The organism is Corynebacterium sp. ED61 (assembly GCF_015233855.1).
GTDB lineage: Bacteria > Actinomycetota > Actinomycetes > Mycobacteriales > Mycobacteriaceae > Corynebacterium > Corynebacterium dentalis.
Genome location: NZ_JADGIT010000007.1, coordinates 1 through 20,862, shown reverse-complemented (window position 1 = coordinate 20,862; position 20,862 = coordinate 1). Strand labels below are relative to the sequence as shown.

The window sequence follows — 20,862 nt, the reverse complement described above, 5'->3', positions numbered from 1 at the left end:
GGGAACGAGCTGTTCGTGAATGAATCAGCCGTCAATATCTTCTTTTATACCAGCCGCGCGTTTCAGTTGATGGGATGGGGTGTCCATATAGTGAACCTCACTCCATCCGCCAAAACTAGAGCTTCGCTGGGTACATAGCCTTCGGTCCGCGGCTCATCGCCGTGATCGAGGATTCCACCAGCTCACGGATACCGAATGGCTCCAGGATGTCCAGCAAAGCCTGCAGCTTAGACGGAGATCCTGTGGCCTCGATGATCACGGATTCAGCACCCACGTCCACGACGTGCGCGCGGAACAGCTTGGCGGATTCGACCACCTGCGTACGGTTCGTGGCATCGGCGGAAACCTTCACCATCAGTAGCCCGCGGGCCACCGTAGTGTCCGGATCCTGACGGGAGACCTTGAGCACGGGGATCAGCTTGTTCAGCTGCTTGGTAATCTGCTCGATCACCTGGTCTTCACCCTCTAGTACGATCGTGATTCGATTGACGCCCTCTACCTCAGTTCGGCCTGAGCTGATGGACAGGATCGAGAACGCGCGACGCGTAAACATCCCCGAGATACGGGAGATGATGCCGTCTACGTCTTCACACAGGATGGACAGTGTATGGACTTGAGACATTAGTTCTTCTCCTCGTTGTCGGTGCGCTCTGCGATCTGGTCCTGGAGATCTTCTTCCATCTCTTCTTTGACGACGCCATGAATCTCCGCAGGATCCTCCCCTGCCGAGGATTCATCATCGAACAGTGGACGTAGATTCATCGCGTACTGGATCTCATTGTTTGAGGTACCAGCGGCAACCATTGGCCAAACCTGCGCGTCCTCACCCACGATAAAGTCGATCACCACGGGACGGTCATTGATCGCTTCGGCCTTGCGGATGGTCGGTTCCACGTCTTCCTTGCGGGTCACGCGGAATGCGGCACAGCCCATGGCCTCCGCCAGCATCAGGAAGTCTGGCAGGTAGTTCTCGCCGGGCTTCAAGTTGGTGTGAGAGTAGTGCTCGTCGTAGAACAGCGTCTGCCACTGGCGCACCATGCCCAGGTTGCCGTTGTTGATCAGAGCGACCTTGATCGGCAGCTTCTCCACCGCACAGGTCACCAGTTCCTGGTTGGTCATCTGGAAGCAGCCGTCGCCGTCGATGGCCCACACGCTGGTCTCTGGCTTTCCGGCCTTCGCACCCATGGCGGCGGGCACCGCGTAGCCCATGGTTCCCAGCCCACCGGAGTTCAGCCAGGTCCGGGGGTTTTCGTAGTCCACGAACTGCGCCGCCCACATCTGGTGCTGACCCACGCCAGCCACGTAGATGGCCTCTGGTCCAATCACGCGAGACAGCGTCTCGATGACGAACTGTGGCGCCAGCTTCTCATTAGGCTGCTCGCTGTAGCCGCGTGGGAAGTCCTCGACCAGCTTGCCCAAGTACTTCAGCCAGCCCGTAGTGTCCGGCCCCTCCAGCTTGTTGGACTTCATCGCGTCGCTGAGCGCCTGCAGTACCTCGCGAGCGTCGCCCACGATCGGCACCTGCACTTCGCGCACCTTGCCGATTTCCGCGGGGTCGATGTCCGCGTGAATAACCTGTGCGTTCGGAGCGAAGCTGCCCAGATGACCAGTCACGCGGTCGTCGAAGCGAGCGCCGATGGTGATCAGCAGGTCAGAGCGCTGCAGCGCGGCCACGGCAGGCACGGTTCCGTGCATACCGGGCATGCCCATGTGCAGTGGGTGGGAGTCCGGGAAGGTTCCCAAAGCCATCAAAGTGGTGACCACGGGGATGTCGTAGGCCTCAGCGAAAGCCATCAACTCACGGTGAGCCTCAGCCTTGACCACGCCACCGCCGACGTACAGCACTGGCTTCTTGGCGCTATTGATCAGATGCACGGCTTCATCGATCTGCCGCGAGTGCGGAGTGGTGACCGGACGGTAGCCAGGCAGTTCGTACTTCGGCGGCCAGACAAAGTCCAGCTCAGCGTTCTGCACATCCTTGGGGATGTCCACCAGCACGGCGCCGGGACGGCCCGTGGATGCCACATGGAAGGCCTCCGCGATGGCTGCAGGAATGTCATCAGGATGGGTCACCATGAAGTTGTGCTTGGTGATGGGCATAGTCACGCCACGGATATCAGCCTCCTGGAAGGCATCCGTACCGAGCATGTGCTGGCCTACCTGGCCGGTGATGGCCACCAGTGGAACGGAGTCCATGTTGGCGTCGGCAATGGGGGTGACCAGGTTCGTGGCACCAGGTCCGGAGGTGGCGATACACACACCAACGCGACCGGTCGCCTGCGCAAAGCCCGTTGCTGCATGGCCTGCACCCTGCTCGTGACGGACCAGGATGTGATTGAGCTTTTCGGAGGAGTAGAGCGCCTCGTACAGTGGCAACACTGCGCCGCCAGGCAGACCAAAGACAACGTCTGTGCCCAGCTCTTCGAGGGAGCGGACAACAGCTTCTGCGCCGTTAATGCGCTCGGGTCGCTTGCCGCGAGAGTTGTTCGCCAGGATGGCTGGTGTGGGTTGCGAGCGTGATGTGTCAGTCACGTGTCATTCGCTCCTTGGGTCAATGGTCTTTGTCGAAGAGGACGGCAATCAAAAAGCCCCCGAGTAACCGAGCGAGTCGGTACCGAGGGCGCGGTGTGTATTCGAGGATCTCGAGTGAGGGTTGCGCCCCTCAGCCTACGAGTACGCGAATAACTAGGTTGCTCATCATGGTTGTCATCATAACTAGCGGTGCTGTGTCATGCAAGTCACTGAGCACAACTTTCCCAAACTATGAACGTCACTATCCCACTAGGTGACCACTTAACACCGTGAAATTCAGCGTTTGCCAAGCTCATTCCAAGAGTGTGACTCACTGAAATTTTTCATTACGGTGGAGCGCATGAATGTGAAGTTTTTCCTCTACGAGGTCTGGGGATGGTTAATCCACCACGGCATTCCCCTCACTGCTCTCGTGCTTACAGCGATCCTCATCCCACGCTTGGGACGCTTGGCGATGCGCATGGCCGAGCGCCAGCTCTCCAAGGGCGAAGAGGCAACCAAGACCCGCCTGGCGCTGATTGGCGCGCTGGTTTACGTGGTAGAAGCTGTTGCCTTCTTCTTCATCGTCATGGTCGGCCTCACTAACTTGGGCGTTCCCGCCATGGGCGCGGCATTGCCCGCCACTGTGGTTTCTGCTGCCATTGGTTTCGGCGCGCAGAACGTTATTGGTGACTTCCTGGCTGGTTTCTTCATCATCTCGGAACGCCAGTTCGGTTTGGGAGATTACGTCAGCTTCGATGGACCCAGCAATCCCGTCGAGGGCACGGTGGTAGCGATCACCCTCCGCGCCACCCGCTTGCGCACCCCGTCCGGCGAGATGGTCAACGTCCCTAACGGCACCACCGGCGTGATCACTAACTTCTCTCAGGAGTGGTCCCGTGCTGTTGTGGACATCGAAATTCCAATGAAGCACGGCGAGTCCATGGCCGAGCTCACCCGCGGCGTGGAGCAGGCCGCTCAGCATGCCGTCCGCGATCCTGAGGTCGCCAAGGATGTCACCGATCAGCTGGACGTTTTGCCTGCCATGAGCTTGGTTCAGCCCGCGACCGCCGGTCAGCCGTGGTCGGTGCAGTTCCGTATCACGGCTGACGTCAATCCTGCGCGCCAGTGGGCCGTGGAGCGTGCTATTCGTGCCGCGGTGGCCAATGAGTTCTGGGAGCGTATGCAGCATGCGCCCGCGTTCGGTCCTTCTTCTTTTTCCGACGCCACCACCCCCGCCGATTCCGTCTCCGCCAACCGAGACGAGAACGCTGCCCTTACTGAGCAGGCAAGCGGTTCTGAGCCTAAGGACGATGGCCCAGGCTCCCCGTCAAATCACACGTTCGATCCGCAGCGTCCCGGTCGGCGACGTGACGAGCGCGGCGACATTATTGTTGGCGAGGAAGACTTCGGCGATTCCCTCGACGAGGCAGCCTTCGAGCGCCATGATTACGACACGAAGCTCAAAAACTTCTTGAGCATCGGTGGTCGCACTCGCGTGTCTACTACCCTGCTGTTCATTGCGCTGATCTTCGTGGGCGGGCTGGCACTGGCGGCGTCGAATCCAGAAGGCGGCCAGGCAGGCCTGCTCAACCCAGCTCGCTGGCAGTCCACAGAGGAAACCACGGAGATTTCCGAGACCACCCCTTCTGCTACTGAGTCTGAGGTAATGGAGACGCCGACCGAGGAACAACCTCAGTACACCGAGCAACCAACGGACACAACTAACCAACAGACCTATGAACAGACGCCTCAGAGCGAATCGAGCCAGCAACAGCCTGACTCGTCCACCCAAGAGCAATCGACGGCGGACAACACCCAGCCCTCGCAATAGCACCTGATTCAACAACCACAGACCAACCTGTTTAAATAGCAACCATGAGCGCAAAGGCAAAAAGAAGCACTCCACCTACTGCAGGGCCTGGAGTGAAGTGGCGTGGCGACACGGTGTACCTCTCCCCGAGCCGCGAGCATTTGCTCGGCGTGGCTTTCATGGTGGTGCTGTGTCTGATCTTTGCGGGATTCAAGTTCTCTTGGTTCTTCTGGGTTCCACTGCTACCGCTGATCTTCCTGGCGTGGACTTTTTACGTGCGAACCACGGTGGGGCCTCAGGGCATCGCTACCCGCTACGCCCTGCGCAAGAACCGGAAGATGAGCTGGAATAAATTTTCCGGTGTGCAGTTTAATAAGGCAGGTAAGGCCTACGCGGTTACTCACGAAGACGGAGCCGACGACACCCGATTCTGGCTCCCGGGAGTAACCTTTAATTCGCTGATCACCCTCAGCGTGGCATCTGACGGCCGAATTCCCGATCCGGTGACCCCGGGACGAGAAGCCGCAGATCGCAAGGTGCAGGTTGTCCACAAGGATGGCCACGCAGTGCTGATGGACAAGGACGAATACGCTGAATACGAAGCTCAGCGTCGCGCCGAAGTAGAGAAGAGTGACTAAAACGATGAACGCAATCCCATTGAGATCCGCTGTAACCACCCAGGGCCGTAACGCTGCAGGCGCACGCGCACTGTGGCGCGCCACGGGCATGACCGACGCGGACTTCGACAACAAGCCCATCATCGCCATCGCGAACTCGTACACGCAGTTCGTGCCGGGTCACGTGCACCTCAAGGACGTTGGCGACATCGTGGCAGAGGCCATCACTGAAGCCGGTGGCGTGGCACGCGAATTCAACACCATCGCCGTGGATGACGGCATCGCCATGGGTCACGCGGGCATGCTGTACTCCCTGCCTTCTCGTGAGGTCATTTCCGACGCCGTGGAGTACATGGTCAACGGTCATGCCGCGGACGCACTGGTGTGCATCTCCAACTGCGACAAGATCACCCCGGGTATGCTCAATGCCGCAATGCGCTTGAACATCCCCGTGGTGTTCGTCTCTGGCGGACCGATGGAGGCCGGCAAAGCCGTGGCTGTTGATGGTGTGGTGCAGGCTCCCACTGACCTGATCACCGCCATCTCTGCTTCTGCATCGGACAAGGTGGATGCGCAAGGACTGTTAGATGTGGAATCCGCCGCTTGTCCTACCTGCGGTTCCTGTTCCGGTATGTTCACGGCAAACTCCATGAACTGTCTCACCGAGGCTCTGGGGCTTTCCCTGCCGGGCAATGGTTCTACTCTGGCAACTCAGGTGGCCCGCAAGGAGCTTTTCCGTAAGGCCGGAACCACCATCGTGGATCTGTGTAAGCGCTACTACGGCGAGGGCGATTCCTCCGTGTTGCCTCGCAACATCGCCACGCGCGAGGCCTTCGAGAACGCCATGGCTCTGGACATGGCCATGGGCGGTTCCACCAATACCGTGCTGCACATCTTGGCCGCTGCCGAAGAGGGTGAAGTGGGCTTCAACCTGCAGGACATCGACGATCTGTCCAAGCGTGTTCCATGCTTGTCCAAGGTCTCCCCGAACTCCGATTACCACATGGAAGACGTGCACCGCGGTGGTGGCATCCCCGCCATCTTGGGCGAGCTCTACCGGGGCGGAAAGCTCAACGAGGGTGTGCACAGCGTGCACTCCAACACGCTGAAGGAATGGCTGCTGAACTGGGACATCCGTTCCGGTGAGGCGTCCGAGGAAGCCATCGAGCTCTTCCACGCCGCGCCAGGTGGTGTGCGCACTACTAAGCCATTCTCCACGAGCAACCGCTGGTCGTCTTTGGACACGGATGCAGCTGAAGGTGTCATTCGTGACGTCGAACATGCTTTTACGTCCGACGGCGGCTTGGTCATCCTCCGCGGCAACCTCGCGGAAAACGGCGCTGTGATTAAGTCCGCTGGTGTGGATCCATCGGTGTGGCACTTCGAGGGAACCGCGTTGGTCGTGGAATCTCAAGAAGAAGCAGTACGCGTGATCCTGGACAAAAAGGTTCAGCCTGGCCACGTGGTGGTTGTGCGCTACGAAGGTCCCGCCGGTGGCCCGGGCATGCAGGAGATGCTGCACCCCACCGCTTTCTTGAAGGGCGCTGGCCTGGGCAAGAAGTGTGCGCTGATCACCGATGGTCGCTTCTCAGGAGGCTCCTCGGGAATCTCCGTGGGCCACATCTCCCCCGAGGCTGCTCACGGCGGACTCATCGGTCTGGTTCAGGACGGCGATCCGATCCTGATCGACATCCACGAGCGCCGCTTGGAGCTGCAGGTCTCTGACGAGGAAATCGCGCGTCGTAAGGAAGAGATGGAGTCTCGCGGCAAGCCGTGGTCTCCTACCACTCGCCAGCGCACGGTGACCAAGGCTCTGCGCGCCTACGCATCTATGGCTACGTCTGCTGATCGCGGCGCAGTCCGCGAAGTTAACTAAGCGGTTAGGAACCACAGCGCAGCCAGCGCGCCGCCGGCGATGATGGCAAAAAGCCAAGCGGATGCCAGTGGTCGAGTGGCCCATCCACGGGAGCGATCGAAGGAGATTCGCCCAGGGCCGGTGAATAGGATAGCCACGGCGACCGCAGCGAGCATTGCCCACATCTGTACTTCTGTATCGAGAGCGGATGGCCAGTAGCCACCGTCCCACTTGCGGAGGAAGTGCAGGGCGAAGAAACCGGCAACCACGGCCCCGATCGCGGCACCAAACGGGGTCAGGAGGCCGAGGATCAATAGTCCGCCGGCAACCACCGCACCCGCGGAGAGTCCCACGGCCAACAGATCCGCATGGGAGTGATCCGTCAGGTGACGTTCCAAAACGTTCAGGCCGCCGTTGCCGCCGAATGCGAATAGCGTCTGCAAGCCTTGGACCAGCAGCAAGCCGCCCACAACGAGGCGCAGGAGCAGCAGACCAAAGCCGAGGGTGCCGCGCTTTTCCCGCACGGGCTTGTCGGTGGCAACCTCTGGCTCCGCAGCAGCAGCGGGTACCACGGGAGTTTCGCCCGTGGTCTCTGTTGCACTGACCGGGACGGCCTTCGCAGGCTCCGCGAACGCCGGATCCTCACGGATGACTGGTTCTGGCGCTGGCTCCGGTTCAGCGGCTGGCGCTACCTCCACTGATTGAGGTTCCGGCTTCGCCGCCTCGATGCGCTGGGGACGGGCTCGTCCGGTCATGGTGTACGGGTCGCGTGGCTCCGGCTTCTTCTCGCGCTCGGCGTCACGGCGGTAGACGGGGACATCGATGTCAGAGTTGGCGTCATCGAAAAATTCGCTGTCCGCCTGCGTCGAGTTCGGATTGCTGTCACGGGAATTCGATGAATTATTCACGCCCCTAGCCTAAGTGCCACATTTGTACAGTGGCAGGAAGCAAGGTCGGCGCGTCGAAACTCGCAAATGGTTGACGTATCAACTAAATCCTACGTAGGCTGGAACTACATCACCTCAACCACAAGGAGTCCCCCATGGCCTACGTTGCCACCGGCGGTAGCTACGACCGCGACATGAACTACATCGACGACCGCGCACAGCCTGCAGCGGACACGTACCGTCTCATCGGCGCCCGAGCCTGCCCGTGGGCCCACCGCGCGATTATCACTCGCAGGCTCCTCGGCCTCGAGCAATCCATCAGCCTGGGTTTGACCGGGCCCACTCACGACTGGAAGTCGTGGACCTTCGACCTCTACCCCAACAGCATCGATCCCGTCCTGAAGATGGGCCAGCTGCGCAGCGCGTACCTCAATCGCTACCCGGACTACCCCAAGGGCATCACAGTTCCGGTGCTCGTGGAGATCGAATCCCAGGCAGTCGTCACTAATGATTTCCGCACCATGGTCAAGGACTTCTGCACTGAGTGGACTCATTTCCACCGCGAAGGCGCCCCGAACCTGTACCCAGAAGAACTCCGTGAGGAAATCGACGAAGTAGCCAATCGCGTCTTCCACACTGTCAACAACGGCGTGTACAAGGCAGGCTTTGCAGGCTCCCAGGAGGCCTACGAAAAGGCATTCAACGAGCTCTTTGAATCCCTCGATTGGCTCGAGGAGCGCCTCAGCGATCGTCGTTACCTCGTGGGCAACCAACTCACTTTGGCAGACGTTTTCCTCTACCCCACCCTGATTCGCTTCGACATGGTTTACCACAACCACTTCAAGTGCAATCGGAACAAGATCGCCGAGATGCCCAACCTGTGGGGATACCTCCGTGACCTGTTCCAGACTCCTGGATTCGGCGATACCACCAATTTCCAGCAGATCAAAGACCACTACTTCCTGGTCCACACAGACATCAACCCCACGGGTGTGGTTCCCGTGGGGCCGAATCCTGCGAGCTACTATGCGGTGCACGATCGCACCGAACTCCCGGGCGAGACCTGGGGTGCCAACGGCACCGCGCCTGGCCCTAACCCGTCAGAAGAGAGCTTCTCCGATGATGAGAAGGGCGCTTTCGCCTAGCTCAGTTTCTTGGCGATCAGCTGGTTGACCTGCGCTGGGTCTGCCTTACCGCGGGTTGCCTTCATGACCGCTCCCACAATAGCGCCGGTGACCTTTGTGTTGCCGGCCTTGTACTTTTCCACCACGTCTGGGTTAGCGGCGAGGGCCTCGTCAACTGCCGCCTCGATGGCGCCGTCGTCGCGGACAACTTCCAGTCCACGTTCAGCAACGACCTTATCGACGTCACCCTCCCCGGCAATCACTCCGTCCACCGCCTGACGGGCGAGCTTGGTGGTCAGCTTTCCTTCGCTGACCAGAGCGATTACCAGAGCCACCTGCGCAGGAGTGATCTGCAGCTGCGTGAGCTCTACACCTGCCTCGTTGGCCTTGCCTGCCAGGTAGGAAACCCACCACGAACGAGCTTCGCCGGGAGCCGCACCAGCTTCTACGGTCTCGATGATGAGATCCAGCGCACCAGCGTTGACAAGGTCACGCATCTCCTCATCCTTGAGTCCCCACTCCTTCTGGATTCGGGCACGGCGAATCCATGGCATTTCGGGCAGAGTAGAACGAATTTCTTCTACCCATTCTGCAGGAGCCAGCACGGGTGGCAGATCCGGATCGTTGAAGTAGCGGTAATCCGCCATGGTCTCCTTGGGGCGACCCTTGGAGGTGGTTCCGTCCGTCTCTTGGTAGTGACGGGTCTCCTGGATGATCTCTACATCATTAACCAGGCAGGCGGCTTGGCGCTGCATCTCGAAACGCACAGCCTGCTCTACAGACTTCAACGAGTTGATGTTCTTGGTTTCAGTACGGGTACCGAACTCGGTGGTGCCATTTTCCCGGAGGGAGAGGTTGGAGTCTACGCGCATTGATCCTTGGTCCATGCGGGCGTCGGAAACACCCAGCGCCTTAACCAAATCACGCAGCGCGGACACGTACGCCTTGGCCACCTCGGGAGCACGTTCCCCAGCACCCTCGATGGGCTTGGTGACGATCTCGATCAACGGCACGCCAGCACGGTTGCAATCCACCAGAGACGCGGTAGCGCCGTGAATGCGGCCACCGGCGCCACCGAGGTGGGTGAGCTTGCCTGTGTCTTCCTCCATGTGCGCGCGCTCGATCTCTATGCGCCACTCGGTGCCGTCTTCGAGGGTGACGTCTAGGTAGCCGTCGTGAGCGATGGGCTCATCGTACTGGCTGATCTGGTAGTTCTTCGGCTGATCCGGGTAGAAGTAATTCTTGCGGGCGAAGCGAGAAAACGGCGCGATATCGCAGTTCAGAGCCAGGCCAATCTTGATAGCCCACTCCACGCCCTGCTTGTTCACCACGGGCAGCGCGCCTGGAAGGCCCAGGCTGCAGGGGTCCACGTTGGTGTTTGGCTCGTCGCCAAACTCGGCGGAAGACGTGGAAAACATCTTGGTCTTCGTTGCGAGCTCAACGTGGACCTCCATACCCATTACTGGGTCGAAGCGCTCCAGCACTTCGTCGAAGTCCATCACGTCATCGGAGTAGTCGTAGACAGGCGCAGTCATGCAAGCCATCCTAATACGTCGGCTACATCTTGTAATGCAGCGCCCAACTGTTACTTGCGCATATCGCTATAGCGAACCGTGGCCGCAAGGATCGCGCCGGAGATGTTGTGCCATACGGAGAACACGGCACCGGGAAGGGCTGCCAGCGGATTGATGTACGAGCTGGCCAGGGAAGCCGCCAGCCCGGAGTTCTGCATTCCCACTTCCACAGCCATGGTGCGGCGTGCCGGAATCGGCTGTTTGGTAGCAACGCCAGTCAGGTATCCCAGCAGGTAACCAATCGCGTTGTGCAAAATCACGGCACCGAACACCAGCGCGCCCGCGGTAACGATGTTGCTCTTACTTCCGCCCACCACGATCGCCACGATCGTGGAGATAGCTAGCGCGGATACCCAGGGCAATACCGGCCCCACCAGTTCCACTACCCGCGGAGCAAAGCGTGCGATCACCAACCCTGCAACCACCGGCAGGAGGACCACCTGCAGAATGCTCAGTGCCATCGCCTGCACGGATACATCCATGTACTGCCCTGCCAACATGAGCATCAGCGCAGGTGTCAGCAGGGGTGCTAGAAGAGTGGACACGGTGGTCATCGCTACCGATAGCGCCACGTCGCCGTTAGCCAAGTAGCTCACCACGTTCGAGCTGGTTCCGCCTGGGCAGCAGCCCACCAAAATCACGCCCACGGCGATCTCCGGAGGCAAACTCAGCATCCACACCACGAGAACCGCCACCAGCGGCATGATGACAAACTGTGCCACTACGCCGATGAGCACCGGCAAGGGACGCTTGGCAACCACCACGAAGTCTCCAGGTTTGATGGTTAGCCCCATGCCAAACATGATCAGTCCCAGCAGCGGAGTGACCCACGAGCTCAGGGATGCGGCCCCGTCTCCCGTCAAGTAACCAATTACTCCCCCGATGATTACCAGGATGGGAAAACCAAGAGAGCTTAAGATACTGGGCTGAGTAGAACCTGAAGACGTCATGAGACTCAGGGTAGCTTCACGTACTCCGGAAGTTCCGCAGGGCTATCCACTGGCTGCTTCTTGGGGTTCATGTCCACGCGGGTGGGACTCGTAAACGCGCTCCGAGTTCTCGTTGAGCTCGAACACGCGCGCCCCGCGCAAGGTGTTCTGCTGTCACGTGCCGTCGTGCAACCCGTATGGAGCGAAGCCCGTGCCCGGGCAAGTAGTTGCCGGAATCTAGCAACCATATGGCAAACGCGGCACGGTTGCCATGCCTGGAGGAACCCACAAGCAGTTGGGCATCAGAGTGACCGTATTCCCTGTCAGGTGCTTCCGGGTTCAGGTTGTGCTTGTACTGGCGAACGAAATCTACCATGTGGCGTTCGTACACGCCGGTACCTGCATCTTCGTTGGAATCTTCGTCGCGGTTGCCGCAGGTAATGGCCCACGGGATTCCGCGAGTAAACTGCCGGTAACTTTTAGCCAAACAGTGACTGCGCTGTCTCGTAGCGCTTCATCGGCACCTGCTTCAGCGAGCCGATTGCTTCGTCAAAGCCAATCATCTCGATGTGTTGACCCTTGAGTGCGACCACCTTGTTGAAGTCCCCGCGAATACACGCCTTGGTGGCATTGACGGCAAAGCGAGTCGCCAGAACGCGGTCGAATGCGGTGGGTGTGCCGCCGCGCTGCACGTGCCCCAGCACGGTGGACCGCACTTCGGTATCCAGGCGGTTTTCAATCTCGCGGGCGATCAGACCGCTCATGTCCTCGAACTTCTCGTGACCGAACTGGTCCACCTCGCGTTCGGCCACATCTAGTGTGCCTTCCTTAGGAAGTGCGCCTTCAGCCACCACGATGATTCCGTATTTCTCGCCCAGCTGGAACCTGCGAGCCATCTTCCGGCACACGTCGTCGATATCGAAGGGCACTTCGGGAATCAGAATGTCGTGCGCACCGGAGGCCATGCCCGCGTGCAGAGCGATCCATCCCACGTGCCGCCCCATGACTTCCACGATCATCACGCGGTCGTGGGATTCTGCGGTGGTATGCAGACGGTCGATGGCATCCGTGGCAACCGCCACAGCGGAGTCGAAACCAAAGGTGTAATCGGTTCCGTTGACGTCGTTATCGATAGTCTTCGGCACCCCCACCACAGGGATGCCGTTGTCCGCTAAGAACTTCGCCCCCTTGAGTGTGCCCTCGCCGCCGATGGGGATCAGCGCGTCGATCTCCGCGTCCTTCAGGTTGGCCTTGATCTGCTCAATGCCGGCCTTGAATTTGTCCGGGTGCAGGCGACCCGTACCGAGGATGGTTCCGCCACGTCGGAGGATCCGGTCGATGTAGTCATCGTCGTACAACTGCACTCGACGGTCCTCCAGCAACCCTTGCCAACCGTCTTCAAACCCCACCACGTTGGCACCGTAACCAGTTGCCGTTCGTACGATGCCGCGGATCACTGCATTGAGGCCGGGGCAATCTCCACCACTGGTCAGGGTCGCAATTCGCATACTTTTCAGTCTAGCGACAACCCTCTGCCTTCGCTGGGTATGCAAGTTATACTCCCGCCACACCATCGCAAAAGGCCTGCCCCGCCCCAGCGCGCTCTGCCTGGTCTCACCCGTAGCGTAGAGTTCCGCGCTCCTGCGGACAATCTTTTGAGCGTGGTGGGAATCGGTAGTGGGTTGTGGGACCGTCTTTTTCCCGACGCCGAACACGCCGCCGTATCCACGCTGGGTGACCTGCTAGCCCACTTGCGAACCAATCACTTGGATCTGTGTTTCCAGTTGGCAACGTTGATCAGCCAACGCTTGGAAGGCCGTGCAGAGGTTGTGGATGAGGCGCACGGCTTTAAGTTATTCGATGATCGAGACCTGCTGGGTGTCGTGGATGGTTCGGAGAATCCAGAATTCGCTGCGGCCGAACATGCCGTTCGGATCCATCGGCGACAAGGAGTTCGGTACCTACTTCATCGGCTATACCAAGAACCTTGGCCGCATCGAGCGGATGCTTCGGAACATGTTCATTGGCAATCCTGATCACGACCGCATTCTGGATTTCTCCACTGCTCACACCGGCGGGTTGTTCTTAGGAATTTCTCGGCTCGCTGTAGCGCCCCACATGCCAACAGCCAGCAGAATCACGGCAGGCACAAGCGAAACGGCGAAGGCAATCCCGGGTGAATCTCCGATGGGCAGTTGCAAAATCAAACCGATGACCGCAGCGCCCGTCACGGAACCTAGCTGCCTCGTGGAGTTATAGACACCAGAGCCAGCACCAGCCATGGAGCCGGGCAAGTCCCGCAAGGTAGAGGTGGAATTCGGTGCCCAGATCAGCGGGCTTGCCACGCCTAAGACCACGTTGGCCAGCAAAATCCACCACACGTTAATTCCTGCTGCAATCATTCCTGCGATCATCGCCACGCCCACGGCCATCAGCCCAAAACCAGTCATCGCCAACGGCCGCGGACTCATCCGGTCAGTCGCCCGCCCCACCAACGGGCTGAGCAGGAAACTCAGCACGGACATTGGGGTCATTAACAATCCCGCGTACAGCGGATCCAAACCGCGCACCTGCTGTACGTAGAGCATGATGGGGATCATCATTCCGGCAATCGCAAAGCCCATTGTGAAGATGGACACGTTGCCGAAGGTAAACGAACGCCGCTCAAATAGCGACAGTGGAACTAAAGGATCCCTGCCGGTGACACGAGCTTGGCGTCGAATGAAAAAGAAGGCACACACCGCAGCAACGGGGAACAGAATCCAGATCCACCACGCCCGCTGCACCTCTTGGATCGCAAAGATTAACGCGCTCATCGCCAGGATCGATAGCCCAATCGAGACCCCATCGATGGGCTTGTCCGAAGGCTTAAAGCGCGGCACCCACAGGTACACCATCACCACGGATACCACACCGATGGGCACGTTGATGAAGAAGATCCAGTGCCAACTGGCCGCGCTGGTGATCACGCCACCCAGAATGGGCCCGAGCAGGGTGGACAGACCGGCAGTCGCACCCCACACACCCAGCGCGGAACCGCGTCGCTCGCGCGGGAACACCCGATTGATCACGCTCATCGTCTGGGGGCTCAACAATGAGGCGCCCAATCCCTGCACCGCGCGAGCAGCTATGAGTTGTTCGATAGAGCCCGCTAGGCCGCACCACAGAGAAGCCACCGTGAAGAGCGTCATGCCCGCGATGTAGAGGCGTTTCGGCCCCCACCTGTCCCCCAAACGTCCCGTGACCAGTAGCGGAACGGCAAAGCACAGAAGGTATACCGATGTGATCCATACGATCTGCCCGTAGTCAGCTCCAAGGTCTTTCTGAATCGCAGGCGTGGCCACCGTGACGATTGTCTGATCCAGCAGGATCATGAAAAAGCCGATGCACAGCGCGATGACACAACGCCATGCCTGGGGCAAAGCCAAAGGTAGAGCGGGATACGTCACTTGGCACTCAGCCGCTTCAGCTCCCGGCGCAGAGTGGGCAGCGCGTCCTTGAACGCGGGAAGAAGATCCAGCTCCTCCAGCTTGTCGATGTGATACCACGCCAGATCCGAAGACTCGCTGGTCGCGGTGAACGCCAGCTGCTCATCGCACTCCGCGATCACTGTGGTGTAAGTCCACTCTTCGGCGAAGTTCTCATCTTTGATTTCCCACCAGCCGTGGTTGCCCAGTCCGATGATTCCCTGACCGCCGTGGTCTGGGTGGAAGACCTCGTCGCCCAATTCCACACGCTCCAACAGTGCCTTTTCCGTCAACGGCTCCCGTCGCAGCACGTGCGAGAGCGGGAACTCCGCAGTCACACACTCTCCGAGAATCTTCACGTGCCCGGATTCCACACACGTTTCCTCCCACGTTTCACGCAAAGCTGCCTCTGCTGCGCTCTCCCCCGGGTTTCGCGCTCCGCCGGGAACAGCCCATGTGCCGCCCCGGTTGGTCCATGCGGCGCGAAGTTGCACCAGCACGTAGTCATCCGGCGAGACCAAAAAAAGCCCGGCGGCTCCAAGCACGCCCCAAAAGCGCGTTCCATCTGCCATGACTGCCCAGCCATCGCCTCGATAATCGTGAGCGTGATTGTCCATGCCCGCCAGCGTAGCTACTTAAAAATGTAAGTGGGAAACGCGCACCCAGCCGGGATCTACAACGGCCTCGCCAGAGTGCTCCTGCGTCAGGCCGTGAAGCGATTCGATGTGTTCGCCCGAGGTGTAGAGATGGAACGTGCGCACCCCTGCCAACGTCTCCACGGCCACGAGCCGCGCCCCCTGAACCTCCATGAGCCGATCTTCGAGTTCGAAGAGGTCATCGAGTTCATTTTCGACGCAAGGAACCTCAATACGAACGTGAATGTCTTTGAGGGGATCTGCGAGCGGCTTCAAGGGTGGGCGAACGCGCGCCACGTAATGCTCTTCGCCCTGGTGGGACTCGAATACCACCCAGTTGCCTTCGCCTTCTACTGGGAATCGGGCTTCCAGCTGGGCGACGACGGCCTTGGCGTCGGAAACAAGAAGCTCCGGACCAGGGTGCTGGAGCCAGTCGATCTGCCCGACCCACAGTTCCACGTTGCGCTCGCCGAGCACGCTATCTAACAGTACGAATCCCAGCTGTGCTAGCGACGGTTGGGTGTCCTCGCTGAGCTGCTCGAATGCCGGGTGATACATGCCGATGTTGAGTACCGATTGGCCGGGTTCGATGGTGAAGCGGAGGTCGCTGGATTTTACATCGAGATCGCCCATGAGGATGCCGAAGTCATCCTTGGGCAGGCGTAGATCGGAATATGCCCACGTGGCATCCGGTGCGGGGGCGGCGTCCAACCATCGACGCGCGGGGCCGCGGAACTCGGCCACGCCTTCGGAGGTCACCGTGAGCACAAACTCGGAACTCTCGCCGGAGGAAAACTCGAACGTCAAGCCCGGAGCGATGGCCTGGACGCGGTCGGTTAATTCGGCGAACACTGCCTCATCCTGCGGGATCTCCTCGCGAAACATCTTCGCGAGCTGTTCCGCTCCACTGCCGTTCCACCAGGTCCAGAATTCCTGGACTTTATCGTCCACGACCAGCCTCGAACGCAGCACCGACGCGGTACAGACGATCGTCGCCGTGTGCCGGACCCATGATCTGCAGGCCGGTTGGCATGTTGGTATCGCTGGCCATGCCGCCAGGAACGGACATTCCGCATACTCCAGCGAGGTTTAGCGGCAGGGTGAACAAGTCGAACATGTACATCGCTAGGGGATCGTCGATCTTCTCGCCGAGCTTGAACGCGGTGGACGGGGTGGTCGGTGCCACGATGGCGTCGACCTTGTTGAAGGCCTCCTGGAAATCGCGGGCGATGAGATTTCGCACGCGCTGTGCCTGCAGGTAGTAGGCATCGTAGTAGCCCACGGACAGAGCGTAGGTGCCCAGCATGATGCGTCGCTTGACCTCGGGGCCGAAGCCTTGGGCGCGGGTGAGGCTCATGACCTCGTCGGCGGAGTGCGTTCCGTCATCGCCTACGCGCTGGCCGTAACGCATTCCGTCGAAGCGGGCCAGGTTAGAGCTGACCTCACACGGCAGGATCAGGTAGTAGGCGTTCATGGCGTGGTCGAAGTTCGGGCAATCGACCTCCACCAGCTCCGCGCCTTGGGACTCCAGCTGTTTGAGGTTGGCATGGTAGGCCTCCAGCACGCCTGGCTGCATTGCCTCGGTGCGCTCGAACTGCTTGACCACGCCCAGCTTCACGCCGCTGAGGTCGCCGGAGGCGCCAGCCTTAGCGGCACCCACCACGTCCGCGATGGGGCGCTGGGAGGAGGTGGAATCGTTACGGTCATGACCTGCAATGACAGAGTGTAGCAGCGCGGTGTCCAGCACCGTGCGCGCGGTGGGGCCACCCTGATCCAGGGAGGAAGCGCAAGCAACCAAGCCATAGCGGGACACTGTGCCGTAGGTGGGCTTCACACCCACGGTGTTGGTCAGCGCGGCCGGCTGGCGGATGGAACCGCCCGTGTCCGTGCCGATAGCCAACGGAGCCATACCTGCGGCCAGCGCTGCGGACGAACCGCCGCCGGAGCCACCTGGGGTGCGCTCGAGGTCATAAGGATTCTTGGTGGAGCCGTATGCGGAGTTCTCCGTGGAGGAACCCATCGCGAACTCGTCCATGTTGGTCTTGCCCAGGATGGGAATTCCGGCGGCGCGCAGCGACATGGTGACGGTCGCGTCATAAGGGCTCATGTAGCCCTCGAGCATCTTGGAGCCACAGGTAGTGGGCGCATCCGTGGTGGTGAAGACGTCCTTCAGCGCAAGCGGCACACCGGCCAGCGGGCTAGTAGGGGTCTCCCTCGCCGCCAGGGCTTCGTCCACGGAGGTCGCTGCGGCGATGGCCTCGTCCGCACCGACGTGCAGGAAAGCGTTGATGTCTCCGTCGATCTCGCTAATGCGGTTGAGGTGCGCTTCGGTTACCTCGACGGAGCTGATTTCGCGAGCGTGGATCTTTTCCGCCAGGTCAGCGGCAGTCCACGTGGTGTAGTCCGCGCTATCTTGTGCGCCGACGACATACTGGTTTTGGGCAGTCATGGAATCTCCTGTTAGTCGGCGAGGATCTGGGGAACTTGGAAACGCTGCTGGTCGCTGGCGGGCGCCTGGTCCAGGGCCTGCTCGGCGGTCAGCGAGGGGATCACCACGTCGTCACGCATCACGGATACGTCGCCGTCCACGTTTTGCGTGGGGTGGCTCAGTGGCTGCACATCGGCAGTGTCCACGTCCCGAATGGCGGCCACGTGATCGACGATTCCGTCGATCTGGGTGGCATATTCCTCTAGTTCGGCATCGCTCAAGCTCAGGCGGGCCAGGCGGGCCAAGTGTGCTACGTCATCGCGCGAAATCTCAGACATGCGTTTTAGTTTAGCGATACTTGGTTGGGGTGCGGTCTCACGGGGTGTCTGGGAGATGGCTAAACTCGGGCGCATGTCTTACCTCATGCGCGTACGTATGCCCGATGCCCCCGGTTCTCTGGGACTGCTGGCTGTCGCTTTGGGCAACGTGGGCGCCAATATTATTGGCGTGGATATCGTGGGGCACGATGCTGACGGCGTGGTTGTCGATGACATCATCGTCCAGCTGCCCAGCCAGCATCTCCCGGACGCACTGATCACGGCCTCCCAAGAAATCGCCGGTGTGTACGTGGATTCCATCCGTCCGTATTCGGGAACGGTGGATCGTCGCGGCCAGGTGCAGATGCTTGCTGCCGTTGCTTCCCGACGCCACGATGTCAATCAAGCGCTGGACATCATGATGGACGGTTTGCCTAAGTCCATGACTGCGGGCTGGGCGATTGTTTTGCGCAGCGAGCCCACCACCACCCGCGTGGCGGCTTCCGCTGCGGCACCAGCTGATAACGGCAAGGTGTTGGATTCTGCCCCCGTGACCGAGACCCGCGTGCTCAACCCAGAGCGCGAGGAATGGATCCCGGATAACTGGACGGTCATGGACTCATCCTTGGCCGCGACCCCCATAAAGGGAACGGACCTGCTGCTGGTCATCGGCCGCCCGGGTGGTCCGGACTTCCTGCTCTCCGAACTGGAGGGACTGGAACAGCTGAGCACCATCGTGGGCGCGTTCTTCAACTAGCGCATAAAGAAGCGGTACGCCGGGGAGTCCGTGACATCCTTGAAGTGGTATCCCAGCTGCTCTAAGTGATGTTGGAACTCGGGATCATTCTCCACGTTCTCAAACGCGGCGAGGATACGGCCGTAGTCCATGCCGAAGCTACGGTAGTGGAACGCCGTGATATTCCATCGGGTGCCGAGGATCTCCAGGAAGTGCTGCAGAGCACCGGGATGCTCTGGGAACTCAAAGCTCAGCGTGTTTTCTGATACCTCTACCGGCGGCTGCCCACCGATCATGTAGCGAACGTGCTCCTTGGCCATCTCATCTGTGGAGAGGTCCACTACCCCGTAACCTGCGGCCTCCAAGTCCCTCGTGATGGCCTCGCGCTCCTGGGAGCCTTGCTTGAGCTGGACGCCCACGAAAATGCGCGCGGAATTGCGGGAACCAACGCGGTAGCTGAACTCCGTGACCGCGCGTCCACCCAGGACTTGGCAGAACTCCAAGAACGCGCCTTCGCGCTCGGGGATGGTCACGCCGAAGATGCCCTCCCCTCCTTCGCCAATCTCCGCACGCTCGGAGACGTAGCGCAGGGAGTGGAAGTTCATGTTGGCGCCAGAGAGCACTGCGGCGAGCGTCTCGCCTTGGATGCCATGCTCGTGCACGTAGCGCTTGAGGCCAGCCAGTGCGACTGCGCCGGCTGGTTCGGCGATGGCGCGGGTGTCGTCGAAAATATCCTTGATCGCGGCACTGATCTCATCGGAGGTGACGGTGATGACGTCGTCCAGAAACTCCTGGCACACCCGGAACGTCTCCGCACCGATCTCGCGCACGGCCACGCCCTCGGCGAACAGGCTCACATGATCCAGCGGGACGGGATGTCCGGCCTCGAGGGCGGCGCTCAGGCACGCGGACTCCACCGGCTCCACGCCGATGACTTGGATCTCGGGGCGCAGTTGCTTGAGCAGCACGGCGATGCCTGCGGCCAACCCGCCGCCGCCAACGGGGACGAATACGCGGTCCACATCCGAACGGTCCTGGAAGATCTCCAGGCCGATCGTGCCCTGACCAGCGATGACGGCTTCGTCGTCGAAAGGAGCGACCCAGACCATGCCGTCAGTTTCGGACAATTCCATGGCCTTGGCCTTGGCCTCGTCGAAGTTGTTGCCGTGCAGCAGCACTTCTCCCCCGAAGCCGCGCACCGCGTCTACCTTGATGCTCGGCGTAGTAACCGGCATCACGATAATGGTCCGGATGCCCAGCTCGGTGCCGGACAAAGCCACGCCCTGCGCGTGATTACCAGCAGATGCGGCTACTACCCCGCGCTGTTTCTCGGACTCGCTGAGCTGCGCCATCCGGTTGAACGCGCCGCGGATCTTGAAGCTGTGCACGGTCTGCAAGTCTTCGCGCTTAATCAACACCGAGTTGCCGCTGCGCATGGACAAACTGTTCATGCTCTCCAGGGGCGTGTGCTTGGCGACCCGATACACGGGAGCTGCCACGATGCTCTTCAAGTAGTCTGCGCCTGTCATGGAAGACAATCTTAGCTACGTGGCTTAGTGAGCGTTAACTCGCAATCGGCCAATTGTTATTAACAGATGTATTTTTCCCCTGCTTTTCGAACCACGCCTGCAGCTCCACTTGCGATTGGTAGTACCACGTGGATTGCGCCAGCGTCAGCTCGTCCGAAGTCATCTCCACAAGCTCAGGAAATTCCCGGGTGAGCTTCCACGCCACGCGAGCCGCCGCAACGGCATCGGCCGTGGCCTCGTGCGCATTGTCCAGAGGCACGTTGTAGTGTGCGCACACATTCTCCAGCGTGCGCTTGCCCTTACGGAACTTGTTCTTTTCCTTATCGACGACAAACGGATCAAACACCGGCCCATCTACCGTGAAGGAGGGTTCGAGTGCCCGTAGGACGCTGAGGTCATATGTCGCGTTGTAGACGATGAGAGTTGCCCCGCCCTCCCAC

17 protein-coding genes and 3 pseudogenes are annotated in these 20,862 nt (G+C 60.2%); 7 read left to right on the top strand and 13 right to left on the bottom strand.

Going from position 1 to position 20,862, the window contains the following annotated elements; translation table 11 throughout:
• Positions 1-115 precede the first annotated feature (115 nt).
• Both ilvN and IM764_RS08370 read right to left on the bottom strand, forming a co-directional pair.
• A complete protein-coding gene (ilvN, locus tag IM764_RS08375; RefSeq protein WP_099297227.1) occupies positions 116-622 on the bottom strand; it encodes an acetolactate synthase small subunit in 507 nt (168 codons plus the stop codon).
• Positions 622-2,532 (bottom strand): acetolactate synthase large subunit, encoded by a 1,911-nt coding sequence (locus IM764_RS08370; protein WP_099297229.1) that lies wholly within the window; start codon positions 2,530-2,532, stop codon positions 622-624. The genes ilvN and IM764_RS08370 overlap by 1 nt, the downstream gene beginning before the upstream one ends.
• Before the next feature lie 340 nt (positions 2,533-2,872).
• Here IM764_RS08370 and IM764_RS08365 point away from each other — a divergent pair, with 340 nt between their 5' ends.
• The 3 genes from IM764_RS08365 to ilvD are packed head-to-tail and all read left to right on the top strand — an operon-like array spanning position 2,873 to position 6,817.
• Positions 2,873-4,345, top strand: a complete 1,473-nt coding sequence (locus tag IM764_RS08365; RefSeq protein ID WP_099297230.1) for a mechanosensitive ion channel family protein — start codon at positions 2,873-2,875, stop codon at positions 4,343-4,345.
• A gap of 44 nt (positions 4,346-4,389) precedes the next feature.
• Positions 4,390-4,962, top strand: a complete 573-nt coding sequence (locus IM764_RS08360) for a PH domain-containing protein (protein ID WP_099297231.1) — start codon at positions 4,390-4,392, stop codon at positions 4,960-4,962.
• Positions 4,963-4,966: 4 nt separating this feature from the next.
• Positions 4,967-6,817, top strand: a complete 1,851-nt coding sequence (gene ilvD, locus IM764_RS08355; RefSeq protein WP_194187528.1) for a dihydroxy-acid dehydratase — start codon at positions 4,967-4,969, stop codon at positions 6,815-6,817.
• Here the strand turns inward: ilvD and IM764_RS08350 are convergent.
• Positions 6,814-7,704, bottom strand: coding sequence for a DoxX family membrane protein (locus IM764_RS08350; protein WP_194187527.1), 891 nt, complete (start codon positions 7,702-7,704; stop codon positions 6,814-6,816). The genes ilvD and IM764_RS08350 overlap by 4 nt on opposite strands.
• Positions 7,705-7,838: 134 nt before the next feature.
• Between IM764_RS08350 and IM764_RS08345 the strand changes: the two genes are divergently transcribed.
• The gene (locus IM764_RS08345) at positions 7,839-8,828 is read left to right on the top strand and encodes a glutathione S-transferase family protein (protein WP_194187526.1); all 990 of its coding nucleotides are present in this window, start codon (positions 7,839-7,841) and stop codon (positions 8,826-8,828) included.
• Here the strand turns inward: IM764_RS08345 and gatB are convergent.
• The 3 genes from gatB to IM764_RS08330 form a co-directional block, all read right to left on the bottom strand.
• Complete coding sequence (gene gatB / locus IM764_RS08340) at positions 8,825-10,342, bottom strand: Asp-tRNA(Asn)/Glu-tRNA(Gln) amidotransferase subunit GatB (RefSeq protein WP_194187525.1); 1,518 nt, start codon at positions 10,340-10,342, stop codon at positions 8,825-8,827. The two genes, IM764_RS08345 and gatB, sit on opposite strands and share 4 nt — an antisense overlap.
• A 50-nt stretch (positions 10,343-10,392) precedes the next feature.
• Positions 10,393-11,331 carry a bile acid:sodium symporter family protein gene (locus IM764_RS08335; protein WP_099297238.1) on the bottom strand — a complete coding sequence of 313 codons (939 nt, stop codon included), beginning with the start codon at positions 11,329-11,331 and terminating at the stop codon, positions 10,393-10,395.
• 458 nt (positions 11,332-11,789) lie between these two features.
• The gene (locus tag IM764_RS08330; RefSeq protein WP_099297240.1) at positions 11,790-12,818 is read right to left on the bottom strand and encodes an ATP-dependent 6-phosphofructokinase; all 1,029 of its coding nucleotides are present in this window, start codon (positions 12,816-12,818) and stop codon (positions 11,790-11,792) included.
• Between the two features lie 39 nt (positions 12,819-12,857).
• Between IM764_RS08330 and IM764_RS10560 the strand changes: the two are divergent.
• Positions 12,858-13,103: pseudogene (locus IM764_RS10560) on the top strand (Dyp-type peroxidase domain-containing protein); the annotation flags it as partial.
• A gap of 40 nt (positions 13,104-13,143) precedes the next feature.
• Positions 13,144-13,344: pseudogene (locus IM764_RS10555) on the top strand (hypothetical protein); the annotation flags it as partial.
• Positions 13,345-13,376: 32 nt separating this feature from the next.
• Here IM764_RS10555 and IM764_RS08320 read toward each other — a convergent pair.
• From IM764_RS08320 to gatC, 5 genes are read right to left on the bottom strand one after another with little or no spacing between them, the layout of a single operon-like run.
• On the bottom strand, positions 13,377-14,738 hold the full coding sequence (locus IM764_RS08320) for a DHA2 family efflux MFS transporter permease subunit (protein ID WP_228073657.1): 1,362 nt from the start codon (positions 14,736-14,738) through the stop codon (positions 13,377-13,379).
• A 17-nt stretch (positions 14,739-14,755) separates the two neighbouring features.
• Positions 14,756-15,394 carry an NUDIX domain-containing protein gene (locus tag IM764_RS08315; RefSeq protein WP_099297241.1) on the bottom strand — a complete coding sequence of 213 codons (639 nt, stop codon included), beginning with the start codon at positions 15,392-15,394 and terminating at the stop codon, positions 14,756-14,758.
• 18 nt (positions 15,395-15,412) lie between these two features.
• A complete protein-coding gene (locus IM764_RS08310; RefSeq protein ID WP_194187524.1) occupies positions 15,413-16,363 on the bottom strand; it encodes a hypothetical protein in 951 nt (316 codons plus the stop codon).
• Positions 16,353-17,861 carry an Asp-tRNA(Asn)/Glu-tRNA(Gln) amidotransferase subunit GatA gene (gene gatA, locus IM764_RS08305; RefSeq protein ID WP_194187523.1) on the bottom strand — a complete coding sequence of 503 codons (1,509 nt, stop codon included), beginning with the start codon at positions 17,859-17,861 and terminating at the stop codon, positions 16,353-16,355. Before gatA ends, IM764_RS08310 begins: the two co-directional genes overlap by 11 nt.
• Before the next feature lie 11 nt (positions 17,862-17,872).
• On the bottom strand, positions 17,873-18,178 hold the full coding sequence (gene gatC, locus IM764_RS08300; RefSeq protein WP_099297245.1) for an Asp-tRNA(Asn)/Glu-tRNA(Gln) amidotransferase subunit GatC: 306 nt from the start codon (positions 18,176-18,178) through the stop codon (positions 17,873-17,875).
• Positions 18,179-18,251: 73 nt separating this feature from the next.
• On the opposite strand from gatC, the gene IM764_RS08295 reads away from it, so the two are divergent.
• Positions 18,252-18,914 carry an amino acid-binding ACT domain protein gene (locus IM764_RS08295; RefSeq protein WP_099297246.1) on the top strand — a complete coding sequence of 221 codons (663 nt, stop codon included), beginning with the start codon at positions 18,252-18,254 and terminating at the stop codon, positions 18,912-18,914.
• On the opposite strand, the gene ilvA is transcribed toward IM764_RS08295, so the two are convergent.
• Both ilvA and IM764_RS08285 read right to left on the bottom strand, forming a co-directional pair.
• Entirely contained in the window at positions 18,911-20,422 is a 1,512-nt protein-coding gene (gene ilvA, locus IM764_RS08290; protein WP_099297247.1) for a threonine ammonia-lyase, biosynthetic, read from the bottom strand. The genes IM764_RS08295 and ilvA overlap by 4 nt on opposite strands.
• 34 nt (positions 20,423-20,456) lie before the next feature.
• Positions 20,457-20,862 (bottom strand): annotated as a pseudogene (locus tag IM764_RS08285) (3'-5' exonuclease); the annotation flags it as partial.